Genomic DNA, 17542 nt, shown 5'->3' on the forward strand with positions numbered 1-17542 from the left:
CGACCGCCAATCCCACCAACACATCCGGGCCGACGCCGTGGGCGATCAACTGATGGGCGCGGCGGTTGGCCTGGGCGTTGAGTTCGCCGTAGGTCAGGGTTTGGGCGTTGCAACGCAAAGCGATGGCGTCGGGACGCAAGCGCGCCTGTTCGGCAATCCGCTGATGCAGGCACGCCTCGCCCGGGAAGCTGCGCGGCGCCGGGTTCCATTGGATGATGTGTTGCTGTTGCTCGGTGGCCGTCAGCAACGGCAGTTCGCCGATGGATTGGCGGGGATTGGCAACGATGCCGTGCAGCAGGTTCAGCCAGTGTTCGGCCAGGCGCTGCACCGTGCCGGCGTCGAACAAGTCAGTGGCATAAGTCAGCGCCGCACCGAGTTCACCCTCGGCTTCCAGGGTGTCGAGGGTCAGGTCGAACTGGGCGGTCTGGCTTTCCCATTCCTGGGCCTTGATCACCAGACCTGGCAACGCCGGCAGTGCCTGGCGAGCCACGCTCTGGTGGTTGTACAACACCTGGAACAACGGGCTGTGGCTCAGGTTGCGTTCAGGCCGCAGGGCTTCGACCAGTTGTTCGAACGGCAGGTCCTGATGGGCCTCGGCGCCGATGGCCGCCTGTTTGACCTGCGCCAGCAGTTCACTGAAACGCTGCTGCGGATCGACCTCGGCCTTGAGCACCTGGGTGTTGACGAAGAAGCCGATCAGGCCTTCGGTTTCCACTCGGTTGCGGTTGGCGATGGGCACGCCGACACGAATGTCCGACTGGCCGCTATAGCGGTGCAGCAAGGCGTGGAACGACGCCAGCAAGACCATGAACAGCGTGCTGCCTTCGCGCTGGGCCAACTGTCGCAGCTGTTGGCCCAAGGCCTGCGGCAAGTCGATCGCCAGGCGGGCGCCGGCAAAACTCTGCCGGGTCGGGCGCGGCCGGTCGGTGGGCAGTGCCAGCAACGGCTGCTCGCCCCCCAGCACCTCGGTCCAGTAGGCCAGTTGCCGTTCCCGCTCGCCGGCGTCCATCCATTGACGTTGCCATACCGCGTAATCGGCGTACTGGATCGGCAGCTCGGCCAAGGCCAAGGACTCACCCTCGCGGCACGCGGCATAACCTTGCATCAGTTCCTGCACCAGCAATTGCATCGACCAGCCATCGGAGACGATGTGGTGCTGGGTCAGCACCAGCACATGCTCGTCAGCCGCCACCCGCAACAGGCCGACCCGCAGCAGCGGGCCGTTTTGCAGGTCGAATGGCTGGGCGATCTGCTGGCGGACGAAGGCTTGGATCTGATCGTTGCCGCCGTCGAGCATCTGCGCAATTACGACCGGATTCATCTGTGGGTGAATGACCTGGAACGCTTGCTCATCGACCTGGACGAAGGTGGTACGCAGGCTTTCGTGGCGCTGCACCAGGGCGGCGAAACTCTGTTGCAGGGCCTGCAAGTCCAGGTCGCCCTGAATCCGCAGCGCCGCTGGAATGTGGTACGCCGCGCTGTCGGGCTCCATCTGCCAGAGGAACCACTGGCGTTGCTGGGCGTAGGACAACGGCAACGGTGCCGGGCCCCGGGAAAGACGCGGGATGCTCGCCGGCCGTGCCACTTCGCCGTCCATCAGCGCCGCCACACAGGCTTCAAGGCTGGCGTTTTCAAACAACTGGCGCAGTTGCAGGTTCAGGCCGAGGGCCTGGCGAATGCGCGACACCATCTGCGTCGCCAGCAGCGAGTGGCCACCCAGTTCGAAGAAGTTATCGCTCAAGCCGACCCGCGCCACCTTGAGCACGTCTTGCCAGATCGCGGCGATCTGTTGCTCCAGTTCACTTCGCGGCGCCACGTAGTCCTGCTGGACCTGGCTGGCGTCGGCGGTCGGCAGGGCCTTGCGGTCGAGCTTGCCGTTGGCGGTCAGCGGCCATTGTTCGAGGAACAATAGGTGCGTCGGCACCATGTAGTCCGGCAGATCGGCCTTGAGCTGGGTCTTGATCTGGTCGCGCAGGCCAGCTTCATCCTCGCCGATGTGCGCCGGAATGACATAAGCCACCAGTTGCTGGCCGCTCGGCCCTTCCTGGGCCAGCACCAACGCTTCGCGCACGGAATCCAGGTCGTTCAGGCGCGCTTCGATCTCGCCCAGTTCGATGCGGAAACCGCGGATCTTCACTTGATGGTCGATACGGCCGATGTACTCGATCACGCCATCGCTGCGGTACTGCGCCAGGTCGCCGGTGCGGTACAGGCGGGCACCGCTTTCGCCGAACGGGTCGGGGATGAACCGCAACGCGGTGAGGTCGCCACGATTCAGGTAACCCCGGGCCAGGCCGGCGCGACCGACGTACAGTTCACCGATGCAGCCTTTCGGCACTGGGTTGAGGTCGCCGTCCAGCAAGTACCACGACAGGTCGGCAATCGGTTCGCCGATGGGGCTGCTGGCGTCCTGTTCCAGGTCCGCCACTGACAGCGGACGGTAGGTGACGTGCACGGTGGTTTCGGTGATGCCGTACATGTTGATCAACTGCGGCGCCGCATCGCCGAAGCGCTCGAACCACGGGCGCAAGGACTTGACGTCCAGCGCCTCACCGCCGAACACCACGTAGCGCAAGGCGTTGGCCCGGTCATCGGTGCAGGCTTCGTGCATCAGTTGCTTGAACGCCGACGGTGTCTGGTTGAGCACCGTCACCCCGGCATCGCAGAGCAATTCGTGGAACTGCTGCGGTGAGCGGCTGATGTCATACGACATGATCAACAGCTCGCCACCGTGGAGCAACGCGCCAAAGATTTCCCAGACCGAGAAGTCGAATGCGTAGGAATGGAACAGGCTCCAGACATCCTGCGCGCCAAAATTGAACCAGGATTCGGTGGCCTCGAACAGCCGCAGCACGTTGTGGTGCGGCAGCAAGGTGCCTTTTGGATTACCGGTGGAGCCGGAGGTGTAGATCACGTAGGCGAGGTTCGCAGCGTCCATTGCTACGTGCGGATCGTTGTCAGTGAAAGCACTGACGTCAGCGTCCAACAGCAGCGTCTGCACGCCGTCCGGCACCGGTAATTGTTCGACCAGGGCCGCTTGGGTCAGCAGCAGTTGAATGCCGCTGTCCTGCATCATGTAGGCCAGACGATCCTGGGGATAGGTCGGGTCCAGCGGCACGTAGGCGCCGCCGGCCTTGAGGATCGCCAGCAGGCCCACCAGCATGTCGAAGCCCCGCTCGACCGCCAATCCCACCAGCACATCCGGGCCGACGCCGTGGGCGATCAACTGATGGGCGCGGCGGTTGGCCTGGGCGTTGAGTTCGCCGTAGGTCAGGGTTTGGGCGTTGCAACGCAAAGCGATAGCGTCGGGACGCAAGCGCGCCTGTTCGGCGATGCGCTGATGCAGGCATGCCTCGCCCGGGAAGCTGAGCGGCGCCGGGTTCCATTGGGTGATGTGTTGCTGTTGCTCGGCGGCCGTCAGCAGTGGCAGTTCGCCGATGGATTGGCGGGGATTGGCAACGATGCCGTGCAGCAGGTTCAGCCAGTGCCCGGCCAGGCGCTGCACGGTGCTGGCGTCGAACAGGTCGGTGGCGTAGCTCAGGGATGCGGCCAGTTCACCGTGGGTCTCGTGGGTGTCGAGGGTCAGGTCGAACTGGGCGGTATGGGAGCTCCAGTCGAGGCTCTCGACCTGCAACCCCGGCAATTGCAGGGCTTGGGCCGTGCCGCTGCCCTGGTGGTTGAACATCACCTGGAACAGCGGGCTGTGGCTCGCCTGCCGCTGGGGTGCCAGTGCCTGCACCAACTGCTCGAACGGCAGGTCTTGATGGGCTTGCGCCCCCAGCGAAGCCTGTTTGACCTGCGCCAGCAATTGCTCGAAAGGCAGGTCGCCGCGCACCTGGGCATTCAGCACTTGGGTGTTGACGAAAAAGCCGATCAGGCCTTCGGTTTCCGGGCGATTACGGTTGGCCACCGGTACGCCGACACGGATGTCCGACTGGCCGCTGTAGCGGTGCAACAAGGCCTGGAACGACGCCAGCAAGACCATGAACAGCGTCGAGGCTTCGCGCTGGGCCAGTTGCTTCAAGCCCTGGGTCAGCCCGGCGTCAACGGTCAGGTCCAGGCGTGCGCCGCGATGGCTCTGCACCGCCGGGCGCGGCCGGTCCGTTGGCAACGGCAGGACTTCGCCGCCATCGCCCAGCCGTTCGGTCCAATAGGCCAGTTGCCGCTCCAGTTCGCCGGCTTCCATCCATTTGCGCTGCCAGATCGCATAGTCGGCGTATTGGATCGGCAAAGGCGCCAGGCTCGGCGCTTGGCCGCTGCGGTGGGCGGCGTAGAGCTGGACCAGGTCATTGACCATGATCTGTGCGGACGCGCCATCGCAAATGATGTGGTGCTGGGTCAATACCAGTACATGGTCGCGCGCAGCGAGTTGCAGCAGCTTGACCCGCAGCAGCGGCCCCTGTTGCAGGTCGAACAATCCAGCGATTTCATCATCGACCTGGGCTTTGAGCGCAGCCTCATCCGCTGGCCCCGACACCACCTGGGGCTCGATCGCCAGGCTCAAGTGGGCCTGCACCACTTGTTGGGGGCCTTGCGGGCTGTCGATGAATACCGTGCGCAGCACGTCATGACGGGCCAGCAAGGCGTCGAAGCTGCGTTGCAGCGCCGGCAGGTCGAGGGCGCCGCGCAAGCGCAGCGCCGTGGGCACGTGGTAGGCCGCGCTGTGGCGGTCCAGTTGCCAGAGGAACCACTGGCGTTCCTGGGCGTAGGACAGGTCGAGCATCGCGAACTCGTCACGCATCGCCGGGATCGGCAACGTCGCCAGGCTCATGTTCTTGCTGTGCAGCTTGTGCAGGAACGCTTGCCGTTGGGCGAGCGGTAAACGGATGAATCGCTGAACCAGAGACAGGTTATCGAGCTGAGTCATTCAAAGGGTCTCCAGGTCTGCCAGGAAATCATGCATCTCACTCAGGTCGTCGCTGGAGTGAGGGGTCAGGTGGACCGCCAGTTGGGCGGCGTAGTCGGCCAGGGACGTGGTGCTGAACAGCAAGTCCAGGGGCACCGCGGCGCCTTGCTGCATTTGCAGGCGCGCCGTCGCTTGCGTCGCCAGCAGGGAATGCCCACCCAGTTCAAAGAAGTTGTCGTCGCGCCCTACTCGCTCGAGCTTGAGCACGTCTTGCCAGATGGCGGCGATGCCCTGCTCCAGCGCGCCCTCGGGCGCCACGTAGGCACGCAGCAGTTGCTGGGCGTCCGGCAGCGGCAAGGCCTTGCGGTCGAGCTTGCCGTTGGGGGTCAGCGGGAAGCGTTCGAGCAACAGCCAGTGCGCCGGCATCATGTAGTCGGGCAGCAACGGCGCGAGCTGGGCCTTGAGGGCTTCGCGCAGGGCCGCCGGTTCCGCTGTCTCTGGATGGGCAGCGATCAGGTACGCCACCAACTGCAGGCCGCCCGGCCCTTGCTGTGGCACCACCACCGCTTCGCGGATCGACGCCTGGGCCAGCAGGCAAGCTTCGATTTCCCCCAGCTCGATGCGGAAGCCGCGGATCTTCACCTGATGGTCGACCCGGCCGATGTACTCGATCACGCCGTCGCCACGCTGGCGCGCCAGGTCACCGGTGCGGTACACCCGTGCGCCGTTGCCGAACGGGTCCGGCAGGAATCGCTCGGCGGTAAGCGCCGCCCGCGCGTGGTAACCCCGGGCCAGGCCGTCGCCGCCAATCAGCAGTTCGCCGATTAACCCGACCGGGTTCGGCGCGAAGTGATCGCCGACGATGTACAGCGCGGTGTTGGCAATCGGTCGACCGAGGTACGGCAGGCGCTGCTCGGCGGTCAAGCGGTAGGCCGCCGACCAGATGGTGGTTTCGGTCGGGCCGTACAGGTTCCAGACTTCACCGGCGACAGCCAGCAGCCGCTCGGCCAGGTCCTCGGCCAACGCCTCGCCACCGCACAGGCATTTGCGCCCGGCCAGCAAGGCGGACGCCGGATGGTCGAGCAACATGCGCCAGGTCGATGGCGTGGCCTGGACCACGCTGACCTGCTGCCTATCGATGGTCTTGAGCAGCGCTTCGGGGTCGTGGGCGCTCTGCTTGTCCACCAGCACCACGCAGGCACCACTCAACAGCGCGCCGTAGAGTTCCAGGCCGAAGATATCGAACGAGAACGTGGTCAGCGAGAGCACTCGATCACTGGCCACGATGCCCGGTTCGCGGGCCATGCTGGCGACGAAATTCACCAGCGCCCCATGCCGCACCATCACGCCTTTGGGTTTGCCCGTGGAACCCGAGGTGTAGATGGCGTAGGCCAAGTGCTCCGCATCCAGGCGCGTCGCCGGCGCCTCGCAGGCATAACCGTCGAGCCAGTCACCCTCCTGGTCCAACACCAATGTCTTGACGCCAACCCCGGCCCCTGTGGGGGATAGCCTGTGGGAGCAAAGCTTGCTCGCGATAGCGTCGGCACACCCACCATCACCATTGACTGAACCACCGCCATCGCGAGCAAGCTTTGCTCCCACAGGCTCGCTCCCACAGGGTGCCGCGAATGGGTTGAGCTGCGAACGTTGGGTCAGCAGCAGTTCGATGCCGCTGTCTTCGATCATGTGCGCCAGCCGGTCGGCCGGGTATTGCGGGTCGAGCGGCACATAGGCGCCGCCGGCCTTGAGGATCGCCAGCAAGGCGACAATCATCTCCACGCCACGCTCCAGCGCGACGCCGACCAATTGATCGGGCCCCACGCCTTGTTCAATCAAGCGATGGGCCAGGCGGTTGGCCCGAACGTCGAGTTCGGCGTAGCTCAGCGCCTGCTCGGCGAACACCAGCGCGGTGGCATCCGGCGTTTGGCGGGCCTGGGCCTCGAACAGCCGGTGCACGCAACGCTCGTCCGGATAGTCGGCCGCGGTGGCGTTCCAGCCTTGCACCTGCTGGCGGGTTTCACCGCCGTCGAGCAAGCTCAGTTCCCCCAGGGGTCGTTGGGTACCGTCGGTCATTTGCAGCAGCAAGCGCCGCAAATGCACGCCGATCTGCTCGACCGAGGCCGGGGCGAAACTGGCGCACTGGTAGCTGAACTGCACCGCCAGCTCGGCACCGAGGCTGACCAGCAGGGTCAGCGGGTAGTGGGTCTGTTCCAGGTTATCCACGGTACCGAAACGCAAGCCTTCGGGCGCACCGTGCTCCAGGGCTTCGGAAATCGGGTAGTTCTCGAACACCAGGATGTTGTCGAACAACGCTTCGCCGCCCAGGCCGGCCCAGCGCTGGATGTCGAACAGCGCCGTGTGCTCGAACTCGCGCAAGGCCAGGTTCTGCGCCTGGACGCTGTGCAGCCAGTCGCCCAGCGCCTGTTCCGGACGCGGGCTGGCGATGACCGGCAAGGTGTTGATGAACAGGCCGATCTGGCCCTCGACACCCACCAGGTCCGCCGGCCGCCCCGCCACCGTCGCGCCGAACGCCACGCTGGCCTTACCGGTGTAGCGCTGCAACAGCAGCAGCCAGGCCGCTTGCACCAGGGTATTGACGGTCACTTTGGATTCGCGGGCGAACTCGGCCAGGCGTTGGGTCTGCTGCGCATCCAGTTGCACAAGATGATGACCGTACAGATTCGCCGAGACGTCCTGGGCCGGGCGCGCAAACACCTGGGCCAGGCGCACCGGCTCATCCAGCGTGCGCAATTGTTGCGTCCAGAACCTTTCGCCGAGGCTCGCGTCCTGGCGTTGCAGCCAGGCGATGTAGTCGCGATAACGTCCAGCCGGACGTGCTACCGCGTCGCCGCGGTAGTGCTGCAACACTTCGCCGAGCAACTGCGCACTGCTCCAGCCATCCATCAGGATGTGATGGTTGGTGTAGATCAGGTGATGCCGATCAGTCGCCGTGCGCACCAGCACCAGGCGCATCAGCGGTGCCTGGGTCAGGTCCACGCCTTGGTCCCGTTCTTCATCGGCGAGGGTTTGCAGGGCGCCATCAATATCAGCCCGCCCGTTCCAGTCGAGCATACGGAACGGCACCTCGACCTGACGCTGGACGATTTGCACCGGCTGCTCCAGGTCACCCTGCCAGAAGAAGCCGCTGCGCAGGATGTCATGGGCATCGACCACCGCTTGCCAGGCCGCGCGGAAACGCTGCGGATCGACGCCTTCGACGTCGAGGCGCATCTGGTTGATGTAGTCGCCGCCGCCCTGCCCGAGCAAGGAGTGAAACAGCATGCCCTGCTGCATCGGCGACAGCGGGTAGATGTCGTCGATGGCCTGTGGTGCTTGGACCAGGGTGTCCAGTTGCGCCTGGGTCAGCCGCGCCAGCGGGAAATCCGACGGCGTCACGCCACCACTGTGGCTGTCGCAGCAATGGCCGATGAGCGCAGTGAGCTCTTGCACGTAGTCATCGGCCAGGTGCTGGATGGTCGCGGTATTGAACAGCTCGCCGCTGAAGGTCCAGCTCAAGTCCAATTCACCGCCGAACACTTGGCCGTCAAGGGCCAGCGGGCTGCCCAGCGGACCTTGCAGGTTCACTTCCTCGCCACCGCGCTCTGTGGTCGGCACGAACAAGGCATCGGCGGCCGCATCGAAACTGCCGTCGAACTGACCAAGGTAATTGAAGGTCAGTTGCGGTTTCGCCAAGGCCTGCAGGGCTTCACGCGCAAGGTCATCGCCCAGGTGCGCCAAGGCCCCGAAACCGATGCCCTTATTGGGGATGGCGCGCAGTTGCTCCTTGATCTGCTTCAACGAAGCACCGAGGTCGGCGACCGGCGTCAGTCGGGCCGGGAACAGGCTGGTGAACCAGCCTACGGTACGGCTCAGGTCGACATGGGCGAACAGATCCTCACGGCCGTGGCCTTCGAGTTGCACCCACACACTGTCATCGCCGGTCCAGCGCACCATCACCCGCGCCAGCGCCGTCAGCAGCAGGTCGTTGACCTGGGTGCGATAGGCCGCCGGGGCTTGCTGCAGCAATTGCCGGGTGAGGTTTTTGTCCAGTGCCGTGCGAATCGTCACGGCTTGGCCCTGTTGCTGCCCGCCCTGGGGGTTGTCCCACGGCAAACCGGCCGGGGCGCCGTGCAACTGCTGCTGCCAGAAGCCCAGTTCGGCCTGCAAGGGTGCGCTGGCGGCATAGTCCTGCAACGCGGCGGTCCAGGCGTTGACCGCGCTGGTCTTGGCCGGCAGTTGCACCGCCGCGCCCGCGAGGGTCTGGCGATAAGCGCTTTGCAGGTCTTCGAACAGTATCCGCCAGGACACACCGTCCACCACCAGGTGATGGACAACCAGCAACAGCCGCTGCGTGCCATCGGCGAGGTTCGCCAGCAGCGCGCGGATCAGCGGCCCGCCCTCCAGTCGCAGGCTGCGCTGGGCCTGGTTGCCCAGCACTTGCAGTGCGGCGAGATCGTCGACGTCGGCTTGCCAGAGCAGCGTGTCGGCGGCCTGCGCCTCGACGTCACGGTAACGCGCGGTCCAGCGTTCGCCCTGCTCGATGAAGTCCAGGCGCAAGCTGTCGTGGTGCACGACCAGTGCGCCCAAGGCCTGTTCCAGCGCCTGCGCATCCAGCGCCTGGGTCGGCTTGAGCATCACCGACTGGTTCCAGTGATGGCGGTCGGGGATCGGCTGGGTGAAGAACCAATGATGAATCGGCAGCAGTGCGGTTTCGCCGGTCGCGGGTTGCTGGTCGATCAATTGCAGCGGCGCGCCCGTCTGTACCACGGCGGCCAGGGCCTCGATGGTCTGGTGCTGGAACAGGTCCTTCGGCGTGAAGTGCATACCGACCAACCGAGCACGACTGACCACCTGGATCGAGACGATGGAGTCGCCGCCCAGCTCGAAGAAGTTGTCCCGTAGGCCCACTTGCGCGAGCTTGAGCACGTCCTGCCAGATCGACACCAGTTGCTGTTCCAGCGTGCTGCGCGGGGCCACGTAGGTTTGCTGCAATTGGCTGACGTCGGGCTTGGGCAGGTTCTTGCGGTCGAGCTTGCCGTTGGGGGTCAACGGCAGGCGTTCGAGCAGCAGCAGATAAGCCGGGACCATGTGTGCCGGCAGGGTCGCCTTGAGCTGGTCACGCAAGTGCTCGGCGAAATCCTTTGGCACGGTTTCATTGGCCACCACATAGGCCACCAGGCGCTTGCCGCTGCCAGCAGCACCTTCCTGGGCTACGACAACCGCTTCGCGCACGCCTTCAAGGGCTTGCAGGCTGGCTTCGACTTCGCCCAGTTCGATGCGGAAGCCGCGGATTTTCACTTGATTGTCGATGCGGTCCAGGTAATCGAAAGTGCCATCGGCGCGTTGGCGCACCAGGTCGCCGGTGCGGTAGAGCAAACCGCCGCTGCTGAACGGGTCAGCGATAAATCGCTCGGCCGTCAGGCCCGGACGGTTCAGGTACCCCCGCGCCAGGCCGCTGCCGCCCAGGTACAGTTCGCCGGCCATGCCCTGGGGCAACAGGTTCAAATCAGCGTCGAGCACGTAGGCGCTGCGGTCGCCGATGCGGCTGCCGATGGGCGCATAGGCGGCGCCACACGCCACGTCGCGGCCAGCCTTCCAGATCAGCGGCGTGACCACGGTTTCGGTCGGGCCGTAGCCGTTGATGATGTAGTCCGGGTCGAGGGCGCGCTTGACCCGTTCGAAGCTGGCATTGGGCACCGCATCGCCGCCAAAGCAGTAGATGCGCACCTTCGGCGGGTTGCCCTCGCGCTCGGCGTGTTCGGCCAGTTGTTGCAGGTACACCGGCGGGAACGCCACCACCGTCACACCGTGTTCGCCCATGGCGTTGTAGGTCTGTTCCGGGGTCCACAGGCTGTCATCGCGAATCAGCAGCGAGGCACCGTGGGTCAGGCTGGTAAGCCAGCGTTCATGGGCACCGTCGAAGGCGAACGACATGAAATGGAATTCGCAATCGCTGTCGCGCATTTCATAGCGCTCACCGATGGCCTGGCAGTGCATCGCCAGCGGACCGTGGGCCACGCTCACGCCTTTCGGGTTGCCGGTGGAACCGGAGGTGTAGATGACGTAGGCGAGGTTCTGCGGATCGACGGTGATCGAAGGGGAATCGGCCGATTGCAGGCTCAGGTCCAGGTGATCGAGCTCCAGCACCTGGTTGGCGCCTTCCAGCGGCAGTTGCGCCGACACCCGGGAGTCGGTGAGCAACAGCGCCAGCCCGGAATCCTCGATCAGGTAGGCCAGGCGTTCCCGTGGGTAGCTGGTGTCCAGCGGCACATAGGCCGCGCCGGCCTTGAGCACCGCCAGCAGTGCGACGATCACCCCTTCACTGCGCGGCAGGGCCACGCCAACGCGGGTTTCCGGGCCCACGCCACGGGCAATCAGGGCGTGCGCCAACTGGTTGGCCCGCCGGTCGATCTCGCCATAGCTGAAGCGCTGGCCGTCGAAGATCACCGCCGTCGCGTCGGGCTTGTGCGTCGCCAGATGGGCGATGCGTTGGTGTACGGCCATGTCGGTCGGGTAGGACTGCGGGTGGTTGGCAGCCTGTTGCGCCCTGTGCTCCTCGTCATCGGCCAGGGCAATCTCGCCGAGGCGACGCTCGGCGGATTCGGCAAACCGCTCCAGCAGGAGCAACAGTTGCGCACTCAAGCGCTCAATGGTTGCAACGCTGAAATGCGCCTGGTCGAAACTCATGTGCAGCGCCAGCGTCTCGCCCAAGGTCACGCCCAGGGTCAGCGGGTAGTGGGTCTGATCCTGGTTGGCGACTTCGCCGAACACCACGCCTTGGGCGGTGCCGTGTTGCAACGCCGCGGAAATCGGGAAGTTCTCGAACACCAGCAGACTGTCGAACAGCGCTCCCCCGCCCTGCCCAGCCCAGCGCTGGATGCTCGCCAGCGGCGTGTGCTCGAACTCGCGCAGGCTCAGGTTCTGCGCCTGTACGGCGGCCAGCCAGGCCGCGACGGTCTGGTCCGGACGCGAGCCGGCGATCACCGGCAAGGTGTTGATGAACAGGCCGACCTGTTGTTCGATGCCAACCAGCTCCGCCGGCCGCCCGGCCACGGTGGTGCCAAACGCCACGCAGTCGCTGCCAGTGTAGCGCTGCAACAGCAGCAGCCACGCCGCTTGCACCAGGGTGTTGACGGTGACTTTCTGCTGGCGGGCGAACGCGTTGAGACGGCCAGTGCCCGGCGCATCCAGGTGGTAATGCCTGAGCGCATGAGCGCTTTCGCTGCGCACCTCGCCACCCGCCGCAGCGGCGTTCGCCAGTACCGTCGGCTCCTGGAGGTCGGCCAGTTGCCCCAGCCAGAACGCTTCGCTGAGGGCGGCGTCCTGGCGCTGCAACCATTGGATGTAATCGGCATAGCGGCTGACCGGTCGCGGCGGCTGCTGACCGGCATAGCGCTGCAGCACTTCACCGAGCATCTGCGCACTGCTCCAGCCATCCATCAGGATATGGTGGTTGGTAAAGATCAGGTGATGACGCTCATCGCTCAGTTGAATCAGCGTGACCCGCAGCAGCCCGGCCTGGGTCAGGTCAAACCCCATGGCCAGGTCAGCGGCAATGAAATCCTTGAGGGCCTGGGCGACGTCATGGCGTGCGCGCCAATCGAGCACGGTGTAGGGCAGCGCCAGACGGCGGTGGATGATCTGCAACTGTTGCTGCAACTCACCCTGCCAGATGAAGCCGCTGCGCAGGATCTCATGGGCGTCCAGGGTCGCCTGCCACGCCGCGCGGAAACGCTCGGGGTCCAGGCCATCGACATCCACGCACAATTGGTTGATGTAGGCACCGGTACCCTGCTCGTACAGGGTATGAAACAGCATGCCTTGCTGCATCGGCGACAGTGGATAAATGTCTTCGATGGCGGCAGCGGGCACCGGGATCGCGTCCAACTGCGCCTGGGTGATGCGCGCCAGCGGGAAGTCCGACGGCGTGGTACCCATGGAATGGGCCTGGCAACAATGGCCGATCAGCGCTTCCAGTTCGCGGGCATAGTCATCGGCCAGACGGGCGATGGTCGCCTCGTTGAATTGCTCAAGGCTGAACGTCCAACGCAAGTCGAGCTCGCCGTCGTAGACCTGGCCTTCGACACTCAGCCAGTTATCCAGTGGCGCATCAAGGCTCTGCTCGCGCCCGGCGCTTTCCCCCGCCGGGCTGAACAGCGCACCCTCCCGGGCATCGAAACTGCCGTCGAACTGGCCGAGGTAATTGAAGGTGATGCCCGGCAATGGCAAGGCCTTGAGACAGGCTTGCGCCGCATCGTCGCCGAGGTAGCGCAGCACACCGAAACCGATGCCCTTGTTCGGGATCGCCCGCAGTTGCTCCTTGATCTGCTTGATCGCGGCGCCCACGCCATCGGCCGGGGTCAGCCGCACCGGGAACAGGCTGGTGAACCAGCCGACCGTGCGGGTCAGATCGACGCCTTTGAACAACTCTTCGCGGCCATGGCCTTCGAGCTGGATCAAGGTGTCGGCGTGGCCGGTCCAGCGACAGATCACCCGCGCCAGGGCGGTCAGCAGCAGGTCGTTGACCTGGGTGCGATACGCCGCGGGAGCCTGTTGCAGCAGCTGTTGAGTGAGGGTTTTGTCGAGACGGCTGTGCAGCACTTTGGCGTAACGGCTTTGCCGGCTGCCTTGGGGGTTATCCCACGGCAGATCCACTCCCGCGCCTTGCAGTTGTTGCTGCCAGAACGTCAGTTCGGCCTGAACGTTTTCCGTGCTGGCGTAGGCCTGCAGATGTTCACCCCAGGCCTTGTAGGCGCTGGTCTTGGCCGGCAGCTTGATGGCGGTGCCGGCGCTGGCCTGTTGATAAGCCCGTTGCAGATCTTCCAGCAGGATGCGCCACGACACACCGTCCACGGCCAGATGGTGCACGGCCAATAACAGACGCTGGCTGCCATCGGCCATGCTCGCCAGCACCGCGCGCAGCAGCGGGCCATTGTGCAGGTCGAGGCTGCACTGAGCCTTGGCACACAGGTCTTGCAGCTCAGCGGCGCTCAGGTTGTCCGCCGTCCACAACAACTCAGGGTCGACCACCATCGGCACGACCTCGGCCCGCCAGCCTGCCGGGGTTTCGACGAAGCGTGAACGCAAGGCATCGTGATGCGCCAACACGGCGTTGAGGGCCTGCAGCAGCGCCGGGGCCTGCAACGGTAGATGGCTGCGCAACAAGACGGCCTGGTTCCAGTGGTGACGCTGGGCAATGGCGTCCTCGAAAAACACCTGCTGGATGGGCAGCAACGGCTGTTCGCCGCTGACCGGCCCCTGATCGATCTGCAGCCCGCTGCCGCCCTGTTGCGCGACGCTCGCCAGGCCTTGCACGGTTTGATGCTGGAACAGGTCACGGGGGGTGAAATGGATCCCGGCCTGCCGCGAGCGGCTGACCACCTGGATCGAGATGATCGAGTCGCCACCCAGCTCGAAAAAGTTGTCGGTCAAGCCGACCTGTTCAAGCTTGAGCACGTCCTGCCAGATGGCCGCGATGCCTCGCTCCAGTTCGCTGCGGGGGGCGATAAAGGCCTGCTGCAGTTGACTGGCATCCGCTGACGGCAAGGCCTTGCGGTCGAGCTTGCCGTTGGGGCTCAGCGGCAATTGCGCAAGGAACACCAGCTGGGTTGGCACCATGTAATCCGGCAGATGCTCCTTGAGTTGCGCCTTGAGGGTTTCCCGCGCAGCGCCCTGCTCATCAGCCGAGGCCGACACCAGCGATGCATCCTTGGGCACCACGTAACCCACCAGTTGCAAGCTGCTGCCACCCTGCACCGCCAGTACGACGGCTTCACTGACCGCCGCCAGTTCCAACAGGCGTGCTTCGACCTCGCCCAGCTCGATGCGCAAGCCGCGGATCTTCACTTGATGGTCAACGCGGCCCACGTATTCGATTTCGCCCAAGGCATTGAAGCGCGCCAAGTCGCCGGTGCGATACAGGCGCGCACCGCGGGTGGAGAACGGATCGGGGATGAAACGTTCGGCGGTCAAGGCCGGGCGTTGAAAGTAACCACGCGCCAGCAGCTCGCCGCCAATCAGCAGTTCGCCAGTCACCCCCACCGGCGTGGGCGCGAGGTGCGCATCCAGTAGATAGGTATGCCGGCCTGGAAGCGGTTGACCAATGGGCAAGGTCAGCGGCAGCGGCCGGCGATTGAAGACGTAATCGCTGCAATCAAGGGTGGTGGCCGTGACCGTGGCTTCGGTCGGGCCGTAGGTGTTGAGCAGCTTGACCTGCTCCAGCCCGGCCCGGCGCCAGGCCTGCACGCCTTCGGGCGGCATGGCTTCACCACCGCTGTGCACCTGGCGCAGCGCCGCATAGTCACGCGGCCCGACAGCGGCGAACTCCTTGGCGATCATGTTCCAGTAGGCGGTGGTCAAGTCCATGACCGTGATGCCCTGCTCGACGATCTGGCGGTACAGGGTTTCGCTGTCCCAGACCTCGTTGCCGCGCAGCACCACCGAGGCGCCGCAGGTCAGCGGGCCGAACAGTTGCTCGCCAAAGGCATCGAAGTTGAACGTCGCGAATTGCAGCACGCAGTCAGTGCTGCTCAAGCCGTAATAGTACTGCGAGGCGAACGCATGCTTGCTCAGCGCGCCGTGGCTGATACCGACGCCTTTCGGCCGCCCGGTCGAGCCGGAGGTGAACATGACGTAGGCCAGGCTGTCGGCCCACACCTTGCGCTGCAGGTTGCCTGGCTCGGCGTTTTCCCAGGACTCGGCCTGATCCAGGCACAGGCAACGCACGCCGTCGGGCACAGGCAGTCGTTCAAGCAAATGGCTTTGGCTCAGGAGCAAACGGCTGGCGCTGTCTTCGATCATGAATCGAAGGCGATCCACCGGGTACTGGGGGTCCAGCGGCACGTAGGCACCGCCGGCCTTGAGCACGGCAAGAATGGCCACCACCAGGTCCAGGCTCCGGTCGACAGCGATGCCCACCAGCACGTCAGGACCGACCCCCGCCGCCACCAATGTGCGCGCCAGGCGGTTGGATCGGGCATTGAGCTGGCCATAGCTCAATCGTTGTCCATCGCAGATCAAGGCGACGGCGTCCGGGCTACGTTGAGCTTGGGCCTCGAACAGTTCATGCACCGGGCGCTCACTCGGCCAGCTCGTGTCGTGGCGCGCCCACTCTGTCACCACCTGCCGATAGTCGGCCGGCGCCAACAACGCCAGCTCGCCGACGCGCTGCTGCGGGTCGTTGACGATGTTGCGCAACAGCAACGTCCAGTGCCGAGCCATGCGCTCGATGGTGTCGTGGCTGAACAAGTCACTGGCGTAGGTGAACGCCGCATGCAAGTGCCCGCCCTTTTCGTAGGTGTCCAGGCTCAAGTCGAACTGGGTGCTGCGGGTTTCCCACTCGATGACGCCCAACTCCAGACCGCTGCCGACTTTCAGCGTGGTGACGTCGGCCACTTCCGGCTGGTGGTTGTACATCACCTGGAACAATGGGTTGTAGCTCAGGCTGCGCTCAAGCTTCAGCGCCTCGACCAACCGTTCGAAGGGCAGGTCCTGGTGGGCCTGGGCGCCGAGGGCGGTTTCCTTGATGTCACGCAACAGGTCGCCGAGGCGAGTCTGGCCGTCCAGTTGCACCCGCAATACCTGGGTGTTGACGAAGAAACCGATCAGCCCTTCGATTTCCCGGCGGTTGCGATTGGCGATCGGGACGCCGACCCGCAAGTCATCTTGCCCGGTATAGCGGTACAGCAGGATATTGAAAGTCCCCAGCAACAGCATGAACAACGTGACCCCATGCTGGCGGGCAACGCCGCGCAGTTGCTCGACCAGCACGGCGTCCACCACCTGCTCCAGGCGGCGACCGCGATAGCTCGGCAGCACCGGGCGCGGATAGTCGATGGGCAGCTCCAGCACCGGATGCTCATCGCCCAGCTGCGCTTGCCAGTAATCGAGTTGACGCTGCAGCTCGCCCGCTTCCAGCCAGCGCCGCTGCCACAGGGCGTAGTCGCTGTACTGGATCGGCAAGTCGGCCAACTGAGGTTCCACGCCCGCTTCATGGGCGTCATAGCAGCGAATGAACTCGTCGATAAGCACGTTCATCGACCAACCGTCGGAGACGATGTGGTGCAAGGTCAGCAGCAGCACGTGCTCCTGATCATCGAGCTTGAGCAGTTCGACCCGCAGCAAAGGGCCGCTGGACAGGTCGAAGGGCCGCAGTGATTGTTCCTCGGCGGCCCGACGCACCGCTTGCTCGCGCTCGGCTGCCGGCATGGCGCTGAAGTCCCTGTGCTCGATCACCAGCGGCGTGTCGGTCGGCACTTGCAGGAGGCTGTCGTCGGCCTGGCGCTGGAACACCGTGCGCAGGGTTTCGTGACGGGCCACCAGGCTGGCGAAAGCTTGCTCCAGCGCTGGCAGGCTCAGCGCGCCCTTGAGCCGCACCGCTCCCGGCAGGTTGTAGGCACCGCTGTCCGGCTCCAGCTGCCAGAGAAACCACATGCGCTGCTGGGCATAGGACAACACCTGGCGATCCTCGGCCTCGACGCCCCGGGGGATGGGAAAACCGCTGAACTCCACGCCCTCCTTGTCCAGCGCGGCCAGGAACATCCGGCGCTTTTCCAGGGGCAACCCGATAAACCGGCGAGCAAGTTTCAAGGCGTCTTCAGCATTCATTTCTGGGGTATCCGGAATCAGTGGGCACAAGGCACAAAGGCAAGTCGTCCCTATGAAACGAATGCAAACCGGAAAAATTAGCGTTTGAGA

The 17542-nt window shown here is 64.9% G+C and carries 2 protein-coding genes (1 of these 2 running past the window's edge); both read right to left on the reverse strand.

Features of this window, described 5'->3' with window-relative positions; genetic code table 11:
• Nucleotides 1-4867, reverse strand: partial view of a non-ribosomal peptide synthetase gene (locus AD662_RS19620; protein WP_053189536.1) — the beginning only. It extends 6221 nt beyond the left edge of the window; 4867 of the gene's 11088 nt are visible here — the first part of the coding sequence; it begins with the start codon at nucleotides 4865-4867; the stop codon falls past the left edge of the window.
• On the reverse strand, nucleotides 4868-17452 hold the full coding sequence (locus AD662_RS19625) for a non-ribosomal peptide synthase/polyketide synthase (protein WP_053189538.1): 12585 nt from the start codon (nucleotides 17450-17452) through the stop codon (nucleotides 4868-4870). It abuts the gene before it with no gap.
• Nucleotides 17453-17542: the final 90 nt, after the last annotated feature.

It is taken from the genome of Pseudomonas kilonensis (assembly GCF_001269885.1).
Lineage (GTDB): Bacteria > Pseudomonadota > Gammaproteobacteria > Pseudomonadales > Pseudomonadaceae > Aquipseudomonas > Aquipseudomonas kilonensis.

Coding starts and splice junctions, on each gene's coding strand:
- AD662_RS19625 (WP_053189538.1), bottom strand. CDS start 17,452: ATGAATGCTGAAGACGCCTTGAAACTTGCTCGCCGGTTTATCGGGTTG.